Annotated in this window: 19 protein-coding genes and 5 pseudogenes; 10 read left to right on the forward strand and 14 right to left on the reverse strand. The window is 67.5% G+C overall.

All coding sequences use genetic code 11. The features are described 5' to 3' along the window. Positions 1-323: pseudogene (locus tag AB0O67_RS28885) on the forward strand (SAM-dependent methyltransferase); the annotation flags it as partial. Between the two features lie 42 nt (positions 324-365). Here the strand turns inward: AB0O67_RS28885 and AB0O67_RS28890 are convergent. The 3 genes from AB0O67_RS28890 to AB0O67_RS28900 form a co-directional block, all read right to left on the reverse strand. Beyond that, the gene (locus tag AB0O67_RS28890) at positions 366-2,048 is read right to left on the reverse strand and encodes an IS1182 family transposase (RefSeq protein ID WP_365456114.1); all 1,683 of its coding nucleotides are present in this window, start codon (positions 2,046-2,048) and stop codon (positions 366-368) included. A gap of 821 nt (positions 2,049-2,869) precedes the next feature. Beyond that, positions 2,870-4,192 carry an ATP-binding protein gene (locus tag AB0O67_RS28895; RefSeq protein WP_365456117.1) on the reverse strand — a complete coding sequence of 441 codons (1,323 nt, stop codon included), beginning with the start codon at positions 4,190-4,192 and terminating at the stop codon, positions 2,870-2,872. A 157-nt stretch (positions 4,193-4,349) separates the two neighbouring features. Continuing rightward, the gene (locus tag AB0O67_RS28900; protein ID WP_365456158.1) at positions 4,350-4,883 is read right to left on the reverse strand and encodes an AAA family ATPase; all 534 of its coding nucleotides are present in this window, start codon (positions 4,881-4,883) and stop codon (positions 4,350-4,352) included. Between the two features lie 224 nt (positions 4,884-5,107). Between AB0O67_RS28900 and AB0O67_RS28905 the strand changes: the two genes are divergently transcribed. From AB0O67_RS28905 to AB0O67_RS28915, 3 genes and pseudogenes are all read left to right on the forward strand, one after another. Continuing rightward, complete coding sequence (locus AB0O67_RS28905) at positions 5,108-5,806, forward strand: hypothetical protein (RefSeq protein ID WP_365456119.1); 699 nt, start codon at positions 5,108-5,110, stop codon at positions 5,804-5,806. A 239-nt stretch (positions 5,807-6,045) separates the two neighbouring features. Continuing rightward, positions 6,046-6,345 (forward strand): annotated as a pseudogene (locus tag AB0O67_RS28910) (DNA ligase); the annotation flags it as partial. A 98-nt stretch (positions 6,346-6,443) separates the two neighbouring features. Beyond that, positions 6,444-6,911: a hypothetical protein gene (locus tag AB0O67_RS28915; protein ID WP_365456122.1), complete on the forward strand. Its 468-nt coding sequence runs from the start codon at positions 6,444-6,446 to the stop codon at positions 6,909-6,911. Here the strand turns inward: AB0O67_RS28915 and AB0O67_RS28920 are convergent. From AB0O67_RS28920 to AB0O67_RS28940, 5 genes and pseudogenes are all read right to left on the reverse strand, one after another. Next, positions 6,889-7,139: pseudogene (locus AB0O67_RS28920) on the reverse strand (DUF6207 family protein). The gene AB0O67_RS28915 and the pseudogene AB0O67_RS28920 overlap by 23 nt on opposite strands. An 88-nt stretch (positions 7,140-7,227) precedes the next feature. Then, positions 7,228-7,803, reverse strand: coding sequence for a hypothetical protein (locus AB0O67_RS28925; RefSeq protein WP_365456124.1), 576 nt, complete (start codon positions 7,801-7,803; stop codon positions 7,228-7,230). Between the two features lie 419 nt (positions 7,804-8,222). Continuing rightward, positions 8,223-8,837: a hypothetical protein gene (locus AB0O67_RS28930; protein WP_365456127.1), complete on the reverse strand. Its 615-nt coding sequence runs from the start codon at positions 8,835-8,837 to the stop codon at positions 8,223-8,225. A gap of 219 nt (positions 8,838-9,056) precedes the next feature. Beyond that, positions 9,057-9,518 carry a hypothetical protein gene (locus AB0O67_RS28935; protein WP_365456129.1) on the reverse strand — a complete coding sequence of 154 codons (462 nt, stop codon included), beginning with the start codon at positions 9,516-9,518 and terminating at the stop codon, positions 9,057-9,059. A gap of 185 nt (positions 9,519-9,703) precedes the next feature. Then, complete coding sequence (locus AB0O67_RS28940; RefSeq protein ID WP_365456131.1) at positions 9,704-9,964, reverse strand: DUF5372 family protein; 261 nt, start codon at positions 9,962-9,964, stop codon at positions 9,704-9,706. Positions 9,965-9,990: 26 nt separating this feature from the next. On the opposite strand from AB0O67_RS28940, the gene AB0O67_RS28945 reads away from it, so the two are divergent. The 6 genes from AB0O67_RS28945 (at position 9,991) to AB0O67_RS28970 (ending at position 18,066) form a co-directional block, all read left to right on the forward strand. Then, positions 9,991-11,796, forward strand: a complete 1,806-nt coding sequence (locus tag AB0O67_RS28945; RefSeq protein ID WP_365456133.1) for a TniB family NTP-binding protein — start codon at positions 9,991-9,993, stop codon at positions 11,794-11,796. A gap of 138 nt (positions 11,797-11,934) precedes the next feature. Then, on the forward strand, positions 11,935-12,780 hold the full coding sequence (locus tag AB0O67_RS28950; protein WP_365456136.1) for a TniQ family protein: 846 nt from the start codon (positions 11,935-11,937) through the stop codon (positions 12,778-12,780). 1,484 nt (positions 12,781-14,264) lie between these two features. Continuing rightward, the gene (locus AB0O67_RS28955; protein WP_365456139.1) at positions 14,265-15,437 is read left to right on the forward strand and encodes a hypothetical protein; all 1,173 of its coding nucleotides are present in this window, start codon (positions 14,265-14,267) and stop codon (positions 15,435-15,437) included. Further along, positions 15,386-16,972 (forward strand): DNRLRE domain-containing protein, encoded by a 1,587-nt coding sequence (locus AB0O67_RS28960; RefSeq protein ID WP_365456142.1) that lies wholly within the window; start codon positions 15,386-15,388, stop codon positions 16,970-16,972. Before AB0O67_RS28955 ends, AB0O67_RS28960 begins: the two co-directional genes overlap by 52 nt. 3 nt (positions 16,973-16,975) lie before the next feature. Next, positions 16,976-17,278: a hypothetical protein gene (locus AB0O67_RS28965; protein ID WP_365456145.1), complete on the forward strand. Its 303-nt coding sequence runs from the start codon at positions 16,976-16,978 to the stop codon at positions 17,276-17,278. 20 nt (positions 17,279-17,298) lie between these two features. Then, positions 17,299-18,066: a hypothetical protein gene (locus tag AB0O67_RS28970; protein WP_365456148.1), complete on the forward strand. Its 768-nt coding sequence runs from the start codon at positions 17,299-17,301 to the stop codon at positions 18,064-18,066. A gap of 76 nt (positions 18,067-18,142) precedes the next feature. On the opposite strand, the gene AB0O67_RS28975 is transcribed toward AB0O67_RS28970, so the two are convergent. The 6 genes and pseudogenes from AB0O67_RS28975 to AB0O67_RS29000 form a co-directional block, all read right to left on the reverse strand. Beyond that, positions 18,143-18,799, reverse strand: coding sequence for an SMI1/KNR4 family protein (locus AB0O67_RS28975; RefSeq protein ID WP_365456159.1), 657 nt, complete (start codon positions 18,797-18,799; stop codon positions 18,143-18,145). A 122-nt stretch (positions 18,800-18,921) separates the two neighbouring features. Then, positions 18,922-19,143, reverse strand: a pseudogene (locus AB0O67_RS28980) (transposase); the annotation flags it as partial. A gap of 157 nt (positions 19,144-19,300) precedes the next feature. Further along, positions 19,301-19,702 (reverse strand): annotated as a pseudogene (locus tag AB0O67_RS28985) (SMI1/KNR4 family protein); the annotation flags it as partial. 85 nt (positions 19,703-19,787) lie between these two features. After that, on the reverse strand, positions 19,788-20,087 hold the full coding sequence (locus tag AB0O67_RS28990; protein WP_365456151.1) for a hypothetical protein: 300 nt from the start codon (positions 20,085-20,087) through the stop codon (positions 19,788-19,790). Positions 20,088-20,604: 517 nt separating this feature from the next. After that, entirely contained in the window at positions 20,605-20,853 is a 249-nt protein-coding gene (locus tag AB0O67_RS28995; RefSeq protein WP_365456153.1) for a hypothetical protein, read from the reverse strand. A 1-nt stretch (position 20,854) separates the two neighbouring features. After that, a complete protein-coding gene (locus AB0O67_RS29000) occupies positions 20,855-21,058 on the reverse strand; it encodes an SMI1/KNR4 family protein (RefSeq protein ID WP_365456156.1) in 204 nt (67 codons plus the stop codon). Positions 21,059-21,218: the final 160 nt, after the last annotated feature.

A 21,218-nucleotide genomic window follows, 5' to 3' on the forward strand; every position in this document is an offset into this window, starting at 1 on the left:
TCTTCGAGACGCGCGATCCGTCCCGACGCGCCTGGGAAGAGTGGACCCGCGAGAAGTCCTACCGCGTGACCGAGATCCCAGGCATCGGCTCCATCGAGAGTTGGGTTCAGCTCATAGAGCTGAGTCGGCCTCTGGTGACCTTCCGCTGGACCTACAGGTTCGCAGTGGATGGGCAGGTGCTGACGTCGGATTCGACGCTGCGCTTTCGCGAGCGGGACGAAGTCGCGAAGGACTTGTACGCGCTCGGATACGTGGTGGATGGCGTTCGCGATGCGCCCGACCGCCCGGGAAAGGAGTTCGTCTTCCTGGCGCGACGTCCGTAATCTGGGTGAAGGTGCTGACCAGCACCTTCACCCAGGATCAGTTCATCCTGCGGGGTGGGTGGCGACGCGCCAGGACCGGGGCCGGGGGATGTGCTGCCAGTCGAGGAAGCCCTGAAGGGCTGTCGGGTTCCGGGGCTGGCGGGCGGGTGCCGGCGGCAAGTGGACGTCGATGCGTTCGAGGTTGACCGCGATGGCGGTCAGGACGTGCTGGACGTGGGTCTTGTCTTCGCTGCGGTAGCGGCACTGGCGCATGCCGTGGCCGTTGACGAACTCGCTGATCGTGCTCTCGATGGCGGCCCGCAGCGAGTAGCGCGAGCGCCATTCCTGGGTCTGCTGCTCGGTCCGCGACTCGGACTGGATGTCGTAGAGCTCACGGGGCAGGAAGGAGACCTTCCGGGCGTCGGTGCGGGTGCAGGCGGCCTTCACCGGGCACTTCCGGCAGTCGTCCGGGGAGAACTCGGCGTTGATGTAGGGCGCGAGGGAGGGCGGTGCTGACCAGCGGCGGCTGACTTTGCCCTGCGGGCAGGTGACCTGCTTGGCGTCCCAGTCGATGGTGAACGCGTCGCGGTGGAAGACGGTGCCCTTGCGGGACTGGCGGGTGCTCTTAGCCCGGACCGGTCCGACCAGGCCGACGCCGTGCTCGCGGGCGACCTGCTGCTTGAGCGCGACGGAGAGGTAGCCGCCGTCGACGAAGTGCTCCTTCGACAGCAGATTCCGATCCTCCAGGTTGGCCAGGATGCCGGGCAGGGCCTTGGTGTCGTGGACGGGGGCCTTGGTGGTGGTCACGTCGGTGATCACGCTCGGGGTGTCCTGGTCGCAGGTCTCGGTGACATGTGCCAGGAAGCCCTTCCAGCGGGTCTCCCCGCGGCGTGCGTAGCGGGCGCTCACGTCGTAGGGCGAGACGATGGCGACCGCCGAGGGCGGCAGCCCGGCGTCCTCCGGCTCCCGCCACTTCGGCCGGTCCTGGGCGTCCAGGCAGTAGTTCTGCACGAAGATCTGACGCAGGGCCTGGACCTGCTCGCCGTGGCGAAGGGCGGGCAGGTAGCGGTGGACATAGCGCAGGAGCAGGCGGACGTCCTCTCCTGTGTCCTTGATCCGGGTCTTCGGCTTGGAGGGGTTCTTGCCGAGCCGGGCCGAGCGGCCGTAGCGCTTGCCCCAGTCCTCGGTCACCAGGCCGACCAGCTCCTGCGGCGCCCGGCGGGCAAGCTCCTCCAGCGCGGCGCGCATGGCCTCGGTGACCAGCTCAAGGCGAGTCAGGTCCCGCACAGCGGCCAGCACGTGGGTGGAGTCGGTGCGCTGCCGGCCGCGTGCCCGGACCAGGCCGACATCCCTGATCTTCTCCAGCGCGAGATCGAGCAGCTTGTCAGCCCGGCCCTCCACGGCCAGGCGCTCGCGGAAGTCGGTGAGAACGCTGTGGTGGAAGCCGGGGTCCTCCAGCTCCATGCCCAGGGCGTACTTGAAGTCGATGCGGTTGCGCACGGACTCGGCGGCCTGCCGGTCGGACAGCTCCATCAGGAACTGCAGGACCGACACGGTCGCCAACTGGGCAGGTGACAGGCCGGGCCTGCCGTCCCTGGGATACCACTCCTCGAAGTCCTCATCGCTCCATAGACCGTTGAGGTGATCGCGGATGGCCATGGCCGTGGTGCCCTGAGGGTTGCTCGCCCGCGCCACCCGCACCGTCAGCTCGGGGACCACGCAGCTGGTACGGGAGCGAACACACATCTCGGGCCTCCGAAATCGCGGGCGCCAACCGTCCCACCCGCCGGGATCGCGAGGGCCGTGGTTCCTCGAGCAGCTACCACGAACGGGTGAATGGCATCGACACATCAGACACGGCCGCCACTCCGACACCAGAGAGCACGAACGATGCGTTCGCCCAACGGTCACCAGGACGCGGCCCGTGTTCTCCATCGAGCCGCCAGCCTGTTCACTAGCACCCTGAACAGGGGAAATGGATCGCTTGTCCAGCATCTTCATCGTGATCGACAACCCCCGGATACCAAGATCCCCGACAGCGTCAGGCACTGAGTGTGAGCTGCGGTGATGGGCACGACGTTAGATTCGCTCGCGGCACCGTTCACGGCACTGGATTCCGGGCCGCCCGGCGGGCGTTCAGCACCCCTTGTCCAGGTGGGGCGCGGCTCCCGCTCGAGCTGCCGAGCGCTGCTGGTGTACGTCATGACGAAGCTCCTCACGCAGGTGGCGCGGGACTCCAGACAGAAGCCCGCCGTCACCTGGTAGAGGTCTGGCGAAAGTCGACGGTGTGACGCTTCACTGAGCGCCGTTACCGAGCCGTGATCGTCAAGCGCGGGCGGCGCAGAGCTCGGAGACGATCGTGAACGAGGTAGTCACCATCGGGATCGCCATGGCCGGCGGACTGATCCTGGACAAGCAGTTGTCCGCGATCGGGATGCGGTGGTCATGACGGAGAACGGGAACGCCTCGGTCGTCGCGGCGGCCGCCGTGGCGCTTCCCTCCGCAAAACCCCCGGGCTCCTTTGAGCCCGGGGGTTTTGCGCTGTCGGCTGTGGGTGGCTACCGCCTCTACGCCGTCCAGCCTGTGAGCGCTTGGCGGAAGTCGGTGTTGTGTCGGTCGGTCAAGATGTCTTCGTCGGGGGTCAGGACGTGAGGCTGGTGGGCTCCCATGTCAGCCAGCAGGTCGGAGACGAGGGCGCAGGCCACGACGACGGCCTCTCGCTTGTCGGTGACGATGGCGGCGAGGTCGGCGGTGGTGTGCGCGGGAGTTGCCGGGAGCGGCATCAGGGGGCCGTGCTGGAAGGCGCCCTCCGATACGACCAGGCGCACGGGATCGTCGCTGCCGTCGAAGCGGTGGAGCGCGGCGCAGCACATCAGGTCGCCTGCCGCTCCGGTCTCTGCTGCCCAGGCTGCGGCAGCCTGCACCAGGGCCACGAGGTCGAGTTCGATTCCGCGCTGGGACAGCCGCTTGGGCCCGTCGGAGTCGAACTGGTCGCCTTGAAAGTAGGTGGGCAGCGCTGCGTAGAAGGCGCCGTCCTGGTGAAGCTGACCGGTGGGATCGCCCTCGAAGCGGACCTGGCGGCGGCCGACCAGCACGGGACGGTCCGGCTGCACGCGGGTGGTCACTCCCTCGCCGGCGAACTTGACGAAGCGGTCGAAGGCTGCGTTCCGGTCTGCCTGAGTGGTCAGGGGGTAGGTGCCGCGGACAGCCGGAACCGCAGCCAGGCTGATCCAGCCCGGGTAGTAGGTGACCCTGGGGCTACCGCCGTGCTCGGTGCTGGTCAGGTAGGCCGACAGGTAGCCAAAACCGGCGTCGGTGACCTGGTTCAGGCGATCGACGTCGTCGGAGGCGGCCTGGAAGCGGTCGCGGTAGCGCTGGGCGATCTCGGATTCCGCATGGGTGCGGGTCGTGGTGCCGTGCCGGACGTGGACACGGAAGTGGTAGTCGTTGCCCGGAGCGGCGACCGCATGCGGGGCCTGGGTGCTCGGAGGCACGGTGAGCACCCAGTAGATCTTGCCCTCGTGGACTGCGGACTTCACCTGTCGTACGCCGACGTTCGGTACGACGGGCTGGATCCAGTTCGCGAGTACCGAGCGGATCCACTCTTCGCCGCGGCCCGGGACTGGCTCGACTGGGGCCAGGGCGTGGGCATGGTCCTTCGTACCGTCGTCGACGCCGATGACGACCATGCCGCCGGCGGTGTTGGCCATGGCGGACACGTCCTTGGCGAGCTCCTTCTTGCCCGCCTCGGTGCCCTGGTAGAAGTCCTTCTTCCAGTCGAGGTCGACGCTCTCGGGGATCTGGCTGTCGACCGCGTGCTGCAGATCGTCCTCGGTGAGGTCGTCGGGGGGTTGTCCCAGGGCGGCGGTAAGCCGTGCGGGCAGGGCCATCGGTACTCCAGTGTGGTCACCACGTGCTGCCGACAATCGCCAGCCAGATCACGCTAATCGGGAGCACCGGGCCGTCACCACGCATTTCCGGTACTGAGCCCGCCAACGCGCAACCAGGACAATCGCGCCGCTCCCCGGGAGTGTCACGGTGCTCCGGTCAGCGGTCCATGGCGGGCAGGTGGGCCAGGCCGGTGTCGAGCATGATGCGGGCGACGGTCTCGTGCAGGGTGCTGTCGGCGCTGATGACGGTCTCGGTGCCGTCGGGCAGCAGGTCGCTCGGCCGGTACCAGTCGCGCAGCTGGGTCTCGTTGACCTCGTCGGCGATCGGCTTGGTGGCGTGCCGGGTGAGGGTTTCGTCGAACGGCACGTCCAGGTAGTAGCCGTGCGTCGGACCGCGGTGGTCAGCGCGCAGCTGGGCGAGCATGTCGCCGTAGCGGTCGGCGTAGAGGATGCCTTCGACCACGACGTGGAATCCGGAGTCCAGGGCGTAGCGGGCCGTCAGGTCGATCAGGCCGATGTTCGCGGCGTCGGGCCGATCGTGCTCGCGGAGCACGACGCGGCGGAGGTTGTCCTGGCCGACCAGGGCCAGGCCGCGGCCGAACCTCTCGCGCAGGCCGGCCGCGACGGACGACTTCCCCGAGGCGCTGTTGCCGCGCAGCACGACCAGCCGGGTTTCTTCGGTTCCCACCATCACGGCGGTCACGCTACCGACGGCCGGTGACAGCAGCTGGGGCGTTCCGGGACGGCGTCGAGGTCGACGCGCTGACGGGTGACTTTTCCCTCGCGTACGTGGGCGCGGATCTAAACGGAAAGGACAAACTTGCCTAGTTTACAAGGCTATTGACGGTCTTTCAGCTGTTCTGTCACGGTCTTGTTCGCTCGCTCCCGGCAGACCGCGAGAGAGGAAGATCCCCCATGGCACGACGCACCGAGTACGACGAGAGCCAGGCCGCCGGACGTCTCCGGGTGCCGATCGCCGCCTTCCGCTGGGCGCGGCACACCGGCCTCGTCCCAGCCCCGGACGCCTCCTCCTACCAGTGGTCACGGGCCGCTGTGGAGGCGATGGACGCGGACGCGGCCCGGGCCTCGCTCCCCCACGAGCCGATCTCCGCCGCAGCGGCTGCGGACCGGATCGCCCAGGCCCTGGGCACGCCGAACGTGTCCGACGAACCGCCGGTCGTGAGCGCCTTCGCGGTGCGCCGGCTCATCGCCTGCGGGCTACTGACCGACCTGTCGGCGAACCCGGAGGCCGTGCGGATCAACCCCGACCAGGTGGCGGCGGTCTGCGGCATCGAGGGCCTCGCGCAGCGTCTCGCCGACGAAGCGCGGCTCGGGCCGGACCAGGCCGCTGCCCGGCTGGGCGTGCGGAGGGTCGACTTCGACTACATGCGCGACCTGTTGTGGGTACGGCCGGCGGAACGGCGTGAGGTACGTTTCGGCACGTCGCGGGCTGGGGCGGCGATGATCCCGCTGTTCACCACGGCGTCCGTCGACGCGCTGCCCGGCGCGCACCCCGAGGTCGACTGGGAGCAGCTGCGCAACATCGGGAAAGGCCAGCGCTCCCCGCTCGCCGCCCTGGTGAAGGCCAGGAAGCAGGAGGCCGCCGCGGTGTGAGCGGGCGTCGCCCATGTGGGTGATGACAGCGGGGCGGTTCGGCGAGACGCTCAGCAGAAAGTCGAGAACACCCAAGACCACTTCAGGGCCCGGTCGCGCAGCGCGGCCGGGCTCGCGCCGTGCGGCGGGACGGCTGTACCGCAGCAGCTGTGCCGCCCGGGCCGCCTGCTGGCAGTGCGCGAGTGCGCCAGCAGGCGGCCGGTGTCCCGAAGGCGCAGGCTTAAGGGGTGGAGTGGCCCATGGACGTCGCCCTCGCGCGGCCCGTGACGCAGCTGCCGACAGGCCCGTCGTGGGCCTACGAAATCAAGGTCGACGGCCACCGGACTGTGCTGTGGCGCACCGAGGACGGCGTCCGGCTGCAGTCTCGGACCGGCCGCGACGTCACCGCCCTCTGGATGGACCTGGCCGTGGCCGCCATGCGCCGGCCGCCCGGCGTGATCCTGGACGGCGAGGCCGTGGTGTACCTCGCCGCCGACGACGGCAGCGTGCACATCAGCTTCGCCGCGGCGCAGTCCCGCGCGCTGTCCCGCCCCCGCCGCGCGAGGGAGCTCGCCGACCAACACCCGGCGACGTACGTGGCGTTCGACATCCTGGCCCACCCTGCGGCGGGCTTCCCTGACCTTCGCCGCGTCCCTACGTGGAGCGCCGCCAGCTCCTCCTGGACGTGCTCGCCGACGTCGGTCCGCCGATCGTGCCGGTGTGGTCGACCACGGACCTCGAGGAGGCCCTGCTCTGGTTCGAGACGCTCGAAGGCAGCGGCGTTGAGGGCATCGTGGCCAAGCCGCTCCGGTCGGCCTACAAGGCCGGCCGTGTGTGGGCGAAGGTCAGGCACGCGGACACCGTCGACGCCACCGTGGTCGGCTTCACCGGCACGGCCCGGCACCCGAAGGCCCTCGCCGTACGGCTCCCTGACGGACGGGTGGCGCTGTCCCAGCGGCTGACCACGGCACTCGCGTCCGTCGTCGGCCCGCGCCTGGTCCCCGATCCCGGGCGGGCATTCACGGCGGCCGGCGACTCCTACACGCCCGCCGTCAACAACGTGGTGGTGGAGGTCGTGGCAGGAACGACCCGGCACGCCGTCGTCACGGTGATGCGGCTGGGCTGACCGATGGCAGGGCTTCGTCCCGCCCACCCGGGCTGATCGGCTGGCGCAGGTCCAGGTAGCAGCGCAGCCGGGCGCCTGGCTCCCCCGCATCCCGCGTCGTCCGCTCCGCTGTCGCCGTTGCCCACCGGTCGGCGAGCAGCTGCTGGAAGCGGTGTCGTCGTCGGCGGCTGCGACGTCGACGACCAGGAGGCCGGGCTCACTCACGTGCGCCTCGTTGATGGGGTCCATGTACGGCACTACGCCCAGGCTGCCGAGCGGGTTCCGCCGGTGCGGTGTCTTCACCCGACCGAGTAGCTTGACCAAGTCCCGTAGACGATCAGCCGGGCAGCAGGGCGGCCCGGCTGATGCGCATGAATTCCAGGTAGGCGAGCTTCATCTCCTGTCCGTCCTCAGCCAGCATCTCAAGCCAGTCCGCGCGCAGTCCCTCTGCCCGCTGCTCCGATGGCTGTTCGGCCAGTTCCTCGTTCACGAACCTGAGCGTGCTCACGAACCGCTCCGTCATGCGCCGCAGGGTGCCACCTGCGATCTGGACGGCGTCAGGTCCCAGGAGCGCCAAGTGGCTGCACGCGGCGATGAGGTTAGTGGAGTGATCCGCGTAGGACTGGAGCGACGCCTCGTCCAGCACCGTGCCCGCCTCCATGTCTTCGCGCCGCCGGACGGAATCGCTGTTGAAGACGGCGTACATGTCCATCACCTGCAGACAGGCTTTCTGCCGTTCCTGGCGGACCCATTGCTGCAGATCCAGAGCAGCGTGGTCTCGAACATGTTCCCGTACGGCGGCCGCGTTCGCCTCCGCGCCAATCCGAGCGCCCCGGACCGCGGCCAGCCCGCCGACGAGAGCACCGACGACCGGCCAACAAGCCCGACGCCACCTGCGATAACTGCTGCCCATCCTTGATCCACGCGTTCGAAACTGGCAGAGGCTCGGGACTCCATGAGCCGTTTCACCGAACAGTGGCCGCATCAGTGCAGCACGGTGGCCACATCTCGTGCCCTGGTGAAGGCCAGGTGGCGGGTAAGCAGGGACTGTCGCCGGACCAGTCCTAGGGGGCCGGGTCGCCAGGGCGCGGGTCGTACAGTGCCCGGCCTCCGGGGCCCAATTGCCCGAGCTCCGTGAGGAGGGAGACGCCGTCGTCGATCTCCTCCGGCCTCCAGCCGGTGATGTCGAGCAGCAATCCGTCCAGCGGCCCACCTTATGCACCAGCGCATGTGCCCGGTCCGGCGCCATGGCGAAGGCCTGCACCGGCAACGGTGCAGGCCTTGATGCTCTCCGCGGTGACACGGCTCAGGCTCCGTCAGAGGATTGAGCTGTCAGACGACCTTGGCCCTCTCCCACCCTGCATCGCCCAGCACTGTGCCGAAGTAGTAGTTGGGGAGCTTGCGGGTCGCCGACGGCAGGTCAGGGTCCTTGCGCAGGATGTTGCTGTACCCCTTGAACACTGCCATGGTCATGTGGAGGCAGTTGTTCGTCGCCAGGTTGTATCCGCGGGACTTGACGCTCCGGTACCAGTCCTGCGCGGTCTTGTGGTTGCCGTCCCGCGTGTTCAGGCACCGATACTGGGTGTAGTAGCGAGGACTCTTGTTGTCGCGGTCGTACACCTTCTTGAAGTGGCCGCGGGCCTGGCCCCACGTGCCGCCCTTGATCCAGCCCTTCAGCGGTCCGTCGCTGATGGAGCCAAACGATCCGTAGATCCAGTGGTCGTACTCGCCGCGCACCTTGATTGCGAACGCCGCGTGCCCGACGCCGTCTGCCCCCCGGGGCGCGACGAAAAAGCATGCGCGTCCCAAGGGCGCCGCTTCCGCGGGTGCGGGGGTGGCAACGGTGAGCAGGGCGGCCGTGCCGGCCAACGACATGGCCAGACGGGCCAGCGGCTTGGTGAAAATCCCCAATGTGATTCCTTCCGTGAGGGCTTCTGCCCAGGTCATACATGGGAAGGCACCGACCGGTCGGGTGTTCGCGATCAAGTTCACCCGAGCTGGCTACGCCAGTCTCGTGGCTGCCGCTACCGACAGCCAGATGCATCGCATCCGGGCGGTTCGATCAGCGCATCGCCTTGAGGATCCTTTGAACCCGAGGACTCCCAGAAGGGAGCCCGCCGACCAATTCGTCGTAGTCCCGGTCCGGCTGCGGCCCCGCTGTGGTTGTCAGGTGCCAGCTTCCTCTTCTGGCTCTGGCGGCGCGTCTACAGGCTGTGTGTCGTCGGGTTCGGCAGGGGGCATAGGGACGAGTCGGTCTGTGTCGGACAGCTCCAGTGCTCGGTGAATGCCCTCAATCGGAGGGGAGTCGTTGTCGGTGACGATGATCTGCAGCCGGTCGACGTGCTCGGTTGCAGCGCGCAGGAGGCTGGCGTACATCTTGCGCAGGCGCGCGGCGGCGATCTCATAGAACGCCTGCCGGCAGTAGCCAAAGGCGCGGGCCGCCCGGACGACGGGCACCTTGTCGACGCGGACGCGTCGCACCATCTCGTACTTGACCTGCACCAGGTCGCGCGGATCGCAGAACGGCGAGGCCAGGAACACCTCGTCCGTCACCTTCTCCGGATACGGATTGAGGGACCGCGACGCCGCCAGCACAGCCACCTTCGGGTCCGTTGCCGTCACCGCCATCGCTTCCGCCTCCTCAGTCCTCGGCCGTGTCACCAGGTTCACGCCAGCACCCGGTGCAGCCAAGACCACAAAGGAGGGGCGCAGAGGCAAACCGGCAGGTCAAAAGTGCTCCGGCCGGACGCCTCTGCGCGCCGTCGATCAACCCCGCCCTCCGGCAGGGCGTGGATCAGGCGACGGTCACGGCATCATCCGCCCGACGCCCGTACACGCAGCGCGTCGATCAGGTCGGCGACAGCCACGAGGTCATCGACCCGGAACGGGCAGCGACCCGCAGCCATCACAACGAACGGATCGACGGGATCGACATCAGTCCACGCCGCAGGCAACGAGACCACCGCACCGTTCTCGTCGGCCACGGCGACACGGTCCTCGTCCCAGGCAAGACGCCGGTCAACGAAGGTGAACTCCCGCCCGGCCCACGGGTGGAAGGGGTGCGTGACCCGCACAACTCCGGGCTGAGCGTGCTGATCGGGTGCAGTCGACGACTCGTGACAAGGGCGCCGTCGAGCGCACCTTCTCTTCGATCAACACGCTGTTCGTGCAGCACGTGGCCGCCTACACAGGCTCGCATACCGGTGAGCGCGGCCAGGACGCCGAGGGTGAGGCGGTGTGGACGCTGGCCCAGCTGGACGACCTGCTGCAGGAGTGGATCATCTGCGGGTGGCAGGAGCGCGAGCACGACGGGCTGCGGCACCCGATGATGCCCCGCCTCTCCCTGTCGCCGAATGAGATGTGGGCGGCGCTGGTCGCCGTATGCGGGTACGTCCCGGTGCCGCTGGGCCGTGAGGACTACATCGAGCTGATGCCCTCCCGCAGGTGCGCGATCACAGACGAAGGCATCCGGTTCGAGTACCGCACCTACGACGGCCCCGCGCTCAACGGACACCGGCACCGCTCCCCCGCTGCGGACGGCAAATGGGAGGTCCACCACAACCCCTACGAGCCCTGGCAGTGCTGGGTCAGACTTCCAGACGGCTGGGCGCAGGCCGAGTGGATCCACCGGAGCCTGGTGTCGAGGCCCTTCACCGACACCACCTGGCAGCACATCCGCACCGTGGCCACACGGCATACGGACCGGGCCGAGCACGAAGAGCATCTCGCCCGTCACCTGGACGAGCTACTCCGCCGCGCCCACACCGGACAAACAAGCGCCGCCCACTCCCACAAGGGCAGCAGCCCCGCCGACGTCCCGGGCCGGCGGGCAGGAACCAGACGCGCACGGCGACGGACCGCAGACACCGGCCCGCCGAAAGGCCCCGCCGAGCACCTTCCGCCTGCGGACGAGAACACGCCCCCTGCCCCGGGTTCCGCCGGCACAGCAGCATCGGCCGGGGCCTGGAGCATCTTCGACGCCCACCAGGAGGCGCAGCTGGTGAAAGCCGCCAACCAGGAGACGGACAACGGCCCGTACGCGTCACCGACGACCTGGCGCGAATGGACGCGGTTCGTCGACAGCGAACCAGCCTGCCTGCCTGGGCCCGGACCATGGAACGCCGAGGAGCGTCTGGATTACCACTCCCAGTTCGTGATCCTCTCCACCCCGACCATGGCCAAGATCTCCCTCACCCTGCGCCGGCTCATGATCCTCAACCGGCGGCACAACGGCACCGCCCGGCGAGGACTGCTGATCTCCGGGCCGCCCACCACGGGAAAGACCACCACTCTGCAGCAGCTCGGCCGGTCCTTCCACCTCGCCGACCGGGCCCGCCACAACAGCTTCGACGAGCGACTGCCGGTGGCCTTCCTGTCCGTCCCCCCGGCCGCGACCCCGAAAATGCTCGTGTCCGAACTGGCCCGGTTCCTCGACCTGCCCATCGGCAAAGCGATGAACCAAGCACGGATCACCGACATCGTCTGCGGTGTACTACGTGATCTGTCGACCCAGCTCGTCCTCGTCGACGACGTCCATCTGCTCAATACCCGCACCCGCATCGGTGCTGAGACCTCCGACCAGATGAAGCACCTCAGCGAGCGCCTCCCCGCGACCTTCGTCTACGCCGGCGTCGCCATCGAGGCCTCCCCGCTCCTGACGGGAAGCCGCGGCGCGCAGCTCGCCGGACGGTTCAAGATGGTGCGCAACCCGCCCCTGGCGTACGGCAGCCCTGCACAGCGCACCGCCTGGGAAGGCCTGGTCCGCGGCATGGACCAAGCCCTACGCCTCCAAGCACACCGCCCCGACACCCTCACCCGGCACGCCCCCTACCTCCACCACCGCACCGGCGGCCGCATCGGAAGCTGTCCGCCCTCGTCCGGGAAGCAGCGATCGCCGCCATCCTGAACGGCAGTGAGAAGATCACCAAGCAACTGCTCGACGACATCGACCTCGACGAACTCGCCGAACAGGCCGCGCGCCCACCGGCACAAGCCTGAGACGTAGCGCGTGCACCGCTCCCTCCCGCGCCCCAGCATCTGGCGTGTGGCCCCCTTGCAGTGGGAGACCACCACCTCGTACATCCAGCGCCTGGCACGCCGACATCACCTGACCACCGCGGAACTCCTCCACGCCCTCGGCATCCCCCGGCCCCAGGCGAACAAGGAATGCGCCCAGCCGCACGGCCCCTACACCAGCATCGAGATCTACCTCAACGCACCCAGCCGCCACCTGATCGCAGCGTTCGCCGGCATCCCGGACGAACACCTCGCCCACGCGCTCCCCGAATGGAACCGCTACCGCGACAAACCCGACCCGCAGTCCACCCGCGCCCGGCTCCGCCTCGCCTCTGCGCACGCCGTGACCGGCTGCCCCCGCTGCACGATCGCCCGCACCGGCGATACCCGCCCCGTCCCGCAGTACCTGCCCGACACCCGTCTCCTCTGCCGCCGCCACCACACCTGGATGCTCGGCCGCCACACCCTCGCCGGCATGCCACTGCCCATCGAGCACGCCGACCTCACACGAACCCCCGAAATCCTCGCCGCCCACCGCATCCACATCCGGTTCCTCCGCCACCGGGGCGCAGCCGCCGACCACGCCCTCACCCTGGCCATGACCCTCACCGAGAACTGGCGACGCGCCGCACCCCCAGAAGAACGCATCTGGCCCGCACGCGCCCGCCGCATCGCCAACAACAAACGCGCCCGCCTCTGGTACGCCCTCGCCCGAGAAGCTGTCACCTACCCCGAGACCATCACCCTCGCCCGATTCTTCGCCCACCACCCCCGTGCACTCCACCCCCTCGAACGCCCCGGGCACACCCACCCTCTCCACACCGCCGTCGCCTCCCTCCTGGGCCGGCCCTGGCTCGAAAACCCCGCCCTGTAGCCGGACCGGTTCGGCGACCGCATCAGCTACACACCCGGCCGCCACCCCCGCGCCCGCGAGCGATGGCCCTACCGGCACAGCCCCCACGCCCCCCAGGCCCCACCGAACTCACCGAACTCGGCTACCAACCACCCCCTCAGCAGCCCTCATCACACATCCAGGCACGCCGAAAGGACAGAAAGGGAAGCCGAAAGTCAGCACCCAGGACAGGCACGGAGCCTCCCCTACCCACTACCTGACTCGACACCAACCCCACCCCGCAGCGCCCACATACCGGTGGCCAACGCAACTGCGCACCGCTCAACCAACCTGCGCAGCACACAGCGAAAACCAGGAAACCCCCGGTCACCCGTGTAAGGCGTTCGCGTACGACTCAGAACGAATGAGCAACACCGACCCGAACACAACCACTCATTCAGCGAAGCCCCAGGTCAGAAATCCATCTTCTACTCAGATCCACCGACCGACGACAACCGCTGTAATTTTTCGCTATCAGGGCAGCAGTTCTGTATCTCCACCGCGGAATTTGGACAGACAACGCCTTTTGCTTACCTCGCGACATCCCATCAGGAGAAGCCCTTAGCGAAGCGCTCCAGACTAGTGGTCCTCGCTCATAAAGGATGCCAGCAGAAAAGATGCGTGTCTCCCGTGCGGTCTACGGATTGTACAGCGATTTGTGTATTGCTTGGCTTGACTCCTTCGTCGAGTCGCATCCCTTGAGCCATCGCCCCTGCTCTACTGCAGCTTCTGCGCGGTTAGTCTGCGTGCCCTCTTTCACCAGGTTGGAAGCGGACAGGCGTCACCGTTCACTCGACCGCCTATATCAGACCTCGGCTAACAGGTGCCGTCGCAGCTCCGGGTGAAGCTGACGAGTCGGTATGACGTCCTGCTGCTACTGGTAGACCGTTGCTCGGTGGTGGGCGATGGTTTGGGTGCGGTCACTGGCCACAGGCTCCCGCGCGTGGGACACGGCAAATCAGCGATGCTTGGACGTCTCCGCCTCGGGTCGGGGGGTCGTGCCGGGCCGGGTTGTCGTAGGGCATGTCTTAACCAGCGTATCCGGCCGAGGAAATGTCACACCTGTGCGTCGCGCACGCAGTGAGCATCGCTTTCAGGTCAGGCCGACTTGGGGCAGCTACTGTGTAGCCCTGCTTTGTCGCTTTGGTTCGGGATATGGCCCTAATGGGGCAGCTTGGGTTCCCTCTTTCCTGGGTCAGCGAGGTCACACATCAAGCGAGATGGGCTTTTCAGTCCTGCGTGTTTCCGGCCCAATGCTTCTGAGTTCGGGTGGCCCCTTGTGATCTAGCTGACGTTTAATCATGTGCGGCCAATGATGCCAAGCGTGTCTTCTGACGGCGTAGTTGACGAGTGTACGTGTCCTGAAACCAGCTTCATTGGCGTTGATCTTCCTGCCTAAGGTCCTGCCGTCCGTGCGACTTCGCACGGACGTTTGAGCTGACCTATGAGGAAGGGCACGGCATTTCGTGTATCCATCCACACGATCCATCACACCAAGACGCAGAAGACGCAACCGCCTTGCGGCGGCCGCCGCGCTGCTGCTGATCGCCGAGGCTGGTATCGCCGTCACGGGTCAGGCCGCTGCGGCTCCCGCCAAGGAGCGCAGCAGCGAGCCGGCTAAGGTCTCCCCGCCTTCGAAGGCGGAGGTCCTTGAGGCCGACATGCAGTGGGCGGCCCGGCATGCCAAGGGCTCGAAGGCGTGGGCGATCCTCGAGGCGAAGAAGACCGGCAAGAAGGTCGTCGCTTATGACGAGACGACGGCCACCTCGTACACCGTCGCCAACCCCGATGGCACCCTGACCACCGACCTGACCTCCGGACCCGAGCGGGTCTGGCGTGGCGGTAAGTGGCGCAAGGTCGACGTCTCACTGACCAGGGCCGGCGATGGCTCTGTGAAGGCGAAGGAGCACCCGAACGGGCTGCGTCTGGCGGGTAAGGGGGGTACCGTTCCGCGCTCGCTGGCCGCCGCGCAGGATGCCGCCCCGCGGGACCTGGTCACTCTCGGCAGTGACGACCAGGCGGTGACTTTGCAGTGGAAGGGCGGTCTTCCCGAGCCGGAGCTGGATGGCACAACGGTCCGCTACCGTGAGGCCGTGCCCGGCGCCGATGTGATCGTCGAGGCCACGCGGACCGGCTTCGAGCAGTTCGTCGAGATCGGCGAGAGGCCCTCCGGCGCCTACTCCTACACACTGCCGGTCAAGGCCAAGGGACTGACGGCCAAAGCGAACAAGGACGGGGCGGTGACGTTCACCGACGCCGAGACCGGTGAGCGGCGCGCGACAATGCCGGCCCCGGTCATGTGGGACGCCTCGGTGGACAAGCAGTCCGGTGAGCACACCCGCCGGGCTCGCGTCGACATGGAGGTCGTGAACAAGGGCGCCGGCCGGATCGACCTGGTCGTCACTCCCAGCGCGGACTTCCTCGCCGATCCGAAGACCAAGTACCCGGTCACGGTGGACCCCTCGACCTCAGCTCTGGCGTCCACGTTCGACACCTACGTGCAGCGCGGCGAGACGGTCGACTGGTCCGCCGACACCGAGCTCGACTTCGGCAACCCGGCACCACCAACGCGGACGGCACGACCCGCGTGGCGCGGTCCTTCATCCACTGGAACACCACGCCCATCCAGGACGCGTTGATCATTGACACGAACCTGGCGTTGTGGAACTTCCACTCCGGCAACGACGACTGCACCGCTCAAGGGTGGACCATCTGGGACACCACCGCGGCGTCCACCTCGTCCCGGTGGACAACCCAACCCACCTGGAACCAGCAGTACCACTCCTCCACGCAGACCCGCGGCAACACCGCGTGCACCGCCACCCAGCCCGACGGGTGGATCAACGCCGACGTCGACACCCTCGTCCAGACCTGGGCCTCGGCCAAGGCCACCCGCGGCTACATGGGCCTGCGCGCGGCCACCGACGACACCCGCGCCTGGAAACGCGTCAACTCCGGCAACGCCACCACCAACCAGCCGAAACTGAGTGTCACCTACAACTACCGGCCCTCCGACGGCACCAACCGCCAGGCCGGCCCGCCGTTCAAGTCCTACGCCGGCGTCTGGGCAGTCAACACGACTACCCCGACACTGCGGGACACCTTCACCGACCCCGACGGCGACACCGTCAACGCCACCTTCCAGGTCTACGACGCCGCCACCAACACCCCCATCACCACCCCAGCCGGCGAAGGCCTGATCGTCTCCGACTTCGGCCCCCAAGGACAGCCGATCAGCGTGGTCGTGCCCGCAGGCCAGCTCCAGGACGGCAAAACCTACAAGTTCCGCACCAACGCCTACGACGGCACCCACTACAACCTCAGCTGGTCCACCTGGACCCAGTTCGTGGTCGACACCACCGCACCCGACGAGCCAAGCCCGGTGACCTCCGCAACGTACCCGGAGGGCAGCTACGGCGGCGGCGCGGGTCAAGCCGGTGCGTGGACCGCCACCACGGCCGACGACGCGAACCGGCTCCAGTACCGCGTGGACGGTGAGGACGCCGACCCCGAGGCGGGCGCGCCGGGCCGCGGTTCCTGGCAGACGGTCAACACCACCACGACGTCCACCGGTACGTCCGCCTCCTTCGCCGTGACGCCCGGCACCGACGGCGCGCATCACGTGGAGACCCAAGCCGTCGACCGGGCCGACAACGTCGGCGCCACCGACGAGTACGGCTTCCTGGCGGGGACCGCTCCGGCGTCCCGCGCCCACAAGGTCGACATCACACTGAACGCGCCGGACACGGCCGCGCTGAACCCGGCCGACTGGAACAACCCCTACCCGGCCTTCGGCTGGGGCGGATGGAACACCGTGACCGGCTCGGGGACCGTCACGCAAGACGCGCCCGCGCTCATCTCCCCGAAGAAGCGCACGTTCGACAGCGGCGACGTCACCATCACCGTGACCCCGCTCAAGCAGCGCACGAAGGCGGCCGCAGAGTCCTTGAAGAAGATCGAAGCCAAGCGGCACAGCATCCGTGAGAGCAACAGCCGAACGGGGATAGCGGCCGCGGGTTACACCGGTCCGATCCTGGGGCAGGACTGGTGCGACACCACGCTGACAGCGCAGAAGTCCTACATCCGCCGCAGCGAAGCCTGCCTGCTGTTCCAGTGGGATGTGGAGGGCACCTCGAGGACCGGCGTCTACAAGCGGTCCTACGAGCTGATGTGACAGATGAAGATGGATCCCGCCGGCTCCTCCATCAAGCACTGGCTCCAGATGAGCCCGATCTTCGGATCGGAGAAGCCGGGGCTGCCCTGGCCGTCCTCTCCGAGGGCGCACGCCTTCAACATCCTCGCGCTGTGCCAGAGCGGCTGCACCGACGCCAACAAGGGCTTCGACTGGGAGACCGACCGGTCCCCGACGTGGAGCGGCGGTCTGGACGACCACATCGCGCAAGGCAACGCCGAAACCTCCTGGGACGGCAGCGTTGCCAACGCCGCGGGAACCAAGGACAGGACCTGTCGAAGATCCTGAACCTGGCCATCTACACCAAGATGAGCACCGACACCCCGGACATGACGCTGCCGGTCAAAGACTGGGCGCAGTCCCCGGTCCTTGAGACCCGCTGCGACAAGGTGTACGGGACCGGCGGCTGCGTTATCAAGGACTACAGCCCCGGCTATTCGATGAACTCCAAAAAGTTCCCTGCGGCCGCGGCCCACGCCTGGCTGATCCAGAACCGTCTGGCCCCCGAGTTCTTCGGCCAGACGCCCGTGACCCCGCTGCAGTACATGCCAAACAAGACCCGAAACGCGGCCCTTCCGAGTGGCGCAGGCCGCAGCGAAACTGCAAACCGGTACCGCGTCTGTTACGGCGCAGCAGCGAACAAGATGGTCTACCGCACGGACACGGCACTCCATCCGGAACTATCCGATTCGAACAAGGACAAACGATCCTGCGACGAGTACGCCTTCAATGCCACGTACCAGTCGGCTGGCATGCCCACGGCCGAGGGCGGTCAGAACCCCAAGCCCGTATCGGATGCGTTGCAGGGGCGGGAGTGCGTCCAGACCTACGAGAAGAAGCTGCCCGACGGCACGTACCGGCTTTACGACGACGAGCGCTACGCCGCACCGACCTGGGATGAGACCTGCGGCCGGTCCTCGATGTCACTCAACATCAACTCCCAGGCCATGGCTCGATTTGGGTCGTTCGCGTCCACTTTCCGGCTGCTTGACAAGGACACGTACTGGGTGGACATCGACGGATTCCAGGATTGTGACGCCACAGCTGACGTGATCACGTGCGCTCAGCGCCCGTGACGCCCTGACCCTCCGTGTAGACGCGCGGCCCTCGAACCCGAGTGGGTTCGAGGGCGGCTTGTCGGGGGCTGGCAGATCAGTGCGTCACGGGCCGCCAGCCATCCTGCTCATACATGGGGTCGGGATCGAACCAGGTGAGGCCGTCGCCGGTGGGCGAAATGTAGGGGCGCATCCCGAAGATGCGGTTGGGGCGTCCTTCGGTCAGGGCGGCGGCACCGTCTTCCAGCCAGTCGACAAGATAGGCACGCAGCAACTGCGGTTCCTGCGCATCCGCCCAGGTGCCCAGCGATCCCGTTGCCGGGTCGATGTAGGTTCCTTCCAGCATCGTGTACTTCGCGCTCGCGGTGACGGGCACGTAAGGTACGGCTTCTTGACCTGACAAGGCCGCTAGCGGCCCACCGTGCGCAGTGATCACGTGGTCAAGCGGGAGCCATGCCTGACCATTGGGCATGAAGTCAACTGCGTTCGCCTTTCGGTGCCATGGATCGTTCTCATTTTCCGGTGCGAACGGCTGCTCGCCGAACTCGTCCAGATCCGCGCCCTGCACTCCGTCATGGATCAAGTAGAGCGCTCTCAGTTCCGGCGGAATGACGACCCCGATGGCTTGCTCGGTATGCTCTATCTGCTCAGGTGTAGCCGACTCACGCAAGAGACTGTGTGAGAGCGGCGCGTGCTTGCTCAACCACTCCTCAAAACGGCGCCACGCCGCCTCTACCCGCGTCTGTTGCTTCATGAGTGCTCTCCTTCGGCCATCGAGGTAGTCTCCGCCCGGAACAGCGTAGGAGCCCCGTCGCACACCTAAGGGCTGTCCCGTAAATGATCTTTGACGTGTCTGTTGGCCTGCTGGTTTCTGCGTCACCCGGCAAGGACGAGGTTGTGCAGGCGGGCGATGCCGAGCATGGCGTGGTGAACGCCGTCGCCTTTCAGTCGGCAGTCGCGAAGGATCTTCCCGCCCTTCATCCGGGCGAAGACGTGCTCCACGCGGGCACGGACTTTGCGGTGGGAGGCGTTGTGCTCCTCCTTCCAGTCCGGGAGGTCGGTCTGGCCCCTCTCGCGGCGGTGCGGGATGACCAGGCCGGCACCCCGCGGCCAGGCCCGGAACTCTGTGCGGGTCCTCCGCCAACGGGCCGCGCCCCGATTCCAAGCAATCGGCAACAGCCGTCAGATAATCCACGATCGCCCCATACGGCAGAGGCCAGAACTCGGGCGGGTTGGCGAACCTGCCGACCCGCCCGCTGTCCGTATCCACGTACAACCCGTAGAACCCGTCATCGTCCCCGGCCCACGGCACATAGGCCCGCAACGTCGCATCACCGATTCCCGACCCCGGGTTCGCATAGAGAGTGTGCGCGTGCCGCAGTTGTTCAAGGGAGTACAGCGCGCCGTGCGGGAGGAACGCGGCCGGGTTCACCTCGCCCTGCTCGTCGTCCTCCACCTCAAACCACTCCGCCCCGTTGTGCAGCCCCAGCAGCCTCCGTAGCTCTCGGGGGAAAGCCACGTTCATGCCAGCCTCTGCGGCGGCGATATCCGCCTCGCGGGCAGGTGCCCTGAGCGACTGGTACGACATGGGGGCATGCTTGCTCAGCCACGCCTCGATACGACCGAACATGACATCGACCCTGACCTGTTGGCTCATCCTGTTCTCCCTTGTGCAATGAGGCGGGGACAGCGCTCACGCAAGTGCAAGGCGTACGGTGTCCTGCAGGTGGTGCCTCGTTGGCTCAGTCCTCCGCCTGTGTGCCGTCGGCACACAGGCGGACCGTGATGCGGGCAGGACTGGGGCCCGGGCTTGGATGCGCACGGTAGTGGGCGGCGGACTCCTCGCACGTCATACGGTCCAGAGCGCAGGCGGTGAAGTCAGCATCCGTGTCGCTGCACTCCGGGGCCGGGACAACCGGCGCCGGAATCGAGGTATCGGAGACGCTCCCGGTGGGGCCGGGCTCCATGCTGATGTTAATGGCCTCGGTCGCCACGTAGCCGACAGTGCACACGGCCAGAACCGTCACCGCGAACACCTGCATCAACCGCGACACTCCACCCCTCCCTCTGCGCTGTCATGGACATCCCTGCCAGCGTACAAGTGCTGGCGTGGCCGTCACCTCGAGGACCAACAGGAGGCTGCACCGCCCCCGCCGGCGCAGCCCTCCACGATCCGGTCGGCCAGGGCGCCCACGGACGATCACCGCACCGTTAACGCCTTCTCCACGTCCGCAGACCGTTCCGACGACAACCCCCTCAGCTCGCGAGTGACATCTCTACGAATCCGCCCACGGCGATCAACAGCGTCATCGCGGCGGCGAACCGGCTACTGGATGCCGATGGCTACTACGTCTGGACGGGCCTAAAGGCCGCCGGATGTGACTGGACCGCGGAGACGATCATCTGCGACGCGTGGGCCAACGGTTTCCCTGACCGCGGCCTGTCGGCGCCGAGGCTAAGTCCGCCGCGTCGCTGACCACCGTAGGACAGCACCTGGCAAGTGCTGCCCCGCCCGCCGCGGGTTCGGCTCCGCGGCGGGCGGGATCTCGTCCGACATCGTCAGTGAATTGATTGGAGTTCGTCGGCCACCTCGGTCAGATACCGGGCCAGGGTGCTGCCGTCGTCGTAGAGGCAGGAGATGTCCTGCCGGTTCCACGACCCGATCAGACCGGTAGCGGCGTCGATGAAGGTCCCCGAGAACGGGTCCTCAGGCTCGTCGGCGGTGAACGGGACCCACGTCGACTCCCATGCTCCCGGGTGATTCAGCAGTTCGTAGGCGTCCAGGGCTTGGCGTATCCCGAGAAGCACCTCACCGTCGGGAGTCAACGGCCCCGACCGGCCCGCCACATCGCCGCCACAGCGTGCGGAGGTCGGCGGGGAGGCGGTAGCCAAGCTCGGCCTCCGCCTCGGCGATCAGCTCGTTCGAGGCACCGGGAGTCACCGGGGAAGCTGGCGGGTGACGTCTCAGCCAGGACTCCACACGGTCCCATGCCGCGATCACATCGTTGATCATGCGCTCATGCTATCGACAGGCGGCGTCCGGCACAGCGCATCAACTAACGCACAGCAGTGCGTACTTACTGAGCGTCTTCAACTCTGACGCTCCAGGGCGAGGACGGCTCCGGCGATTGACGACAGGCGGTTCGGGTTGCATCTGGCTCTGCGGAAGATCC

The organism is Streptomyces sp. NPDC086077 (assembly GCF_040686175.1).
In the GTDB taxonomy this organism is placed as follows: domain Bacteria; phylum Actinomycetota; class Actinomycetes; order Streptomycetales; family Streptomycetaceae; genus Streptomyces.

What these genes read in the sequence shown, in the direction of transcription:
- AB0O67_RS28935 (WP_365456129.1), bottom strand. Translation starts at nt 9,518, where the DNA reads ATGGCGGTGACGGCAACGGACCCGAAGGTGGCTGTGCTGGCGGCGTCG.
- AB0O67_RS28975 (WP_365456159.1), bottom strand. Translation starts at nt 18,799, where the DNA reads ATGAAGCAACAGACGCGGGTAGAGGCGGCGTGGCGCCGTTTTGAGGAG.
- AB0O67_RS28905 (WP_365456119.1), top strand. Translation starts at nt 5,108, where the DNA reads ATGGCACGACGCACCGAGTACGACGAGAGCCAGGCCGCCGGACGTCTC.
- AB0O67_RS28965 (WP_365456145.1), top strand. Translation starts at nt 16,976, where the DNA reads ATGAAGATGGATCCCGCCGGCTCCTCCATCAAGCACTGGCTCCAGATG.
- AB0O67_RS29000 (WP_365456156.1), bottom strand. Translation starts at nt 21,058, where the DNA reads ATGATCAACGATGTGATCGCGGCATGGGACCGTGTGGAGTCCTGGCTG.
- AB0O67_RS28930 (WP_365456127.1), bottom strand. Translation starts at nt 8,837, where the DNA reads ATGACCTGGGCAGAAGCCCTCACGGAAGGAATCACATTGGGGATTTTC.
- AB0O67_RS28890 (WP_365456114.1), bottom strand. Translation starts at nt 2,048, where the DNA reads ATGTGTGTTCGCTCCCGTACCAGCTGCGTGGTCCCCGAGCTGACGGTG.
- AB0O67_RS28900 (WP_365456158.1), bottom strand. Translation starts at nt 4,883, where the DNA reads ATGGTGGGAACCGAAGAAACCCGGCTGGTCGTGCTGCGCGGCAACAGC.
- AB0O67_RS28895 (WP_365456117.1), bottom strand. Translation starts at nt 4,192, where the DNA reads ATGGCCCTGCCCGCACGGCTTACCGCCGCCCTGGGACAACCCCCCGAC.
- AB0O67_RS28990 (WP_365456151.1), bottom strand. Translation starts at nt 20,087, where the DNA reads ATGCAGGTGTTCGCGGTGACGGTTCTGGCCGTGTGCACTGTCGGCTAC.
- AB0O67_RS28970 (WP_365456148.1), top strand. Translation starts at nt 17,299, where the DNA reads ATGAGCACCGACACCCCGGACATGACGCTGCCGGTCAAAGACTGGGCG.
- AB0O67_RS28925 (WP_365456124.1), bottom strand. Translation starts at nt 7,803, where the DNA reads ATGGGCAGCAGTTATCGCAGGTGGCGTCGGGCTTGTTGGCCGGTCGTC.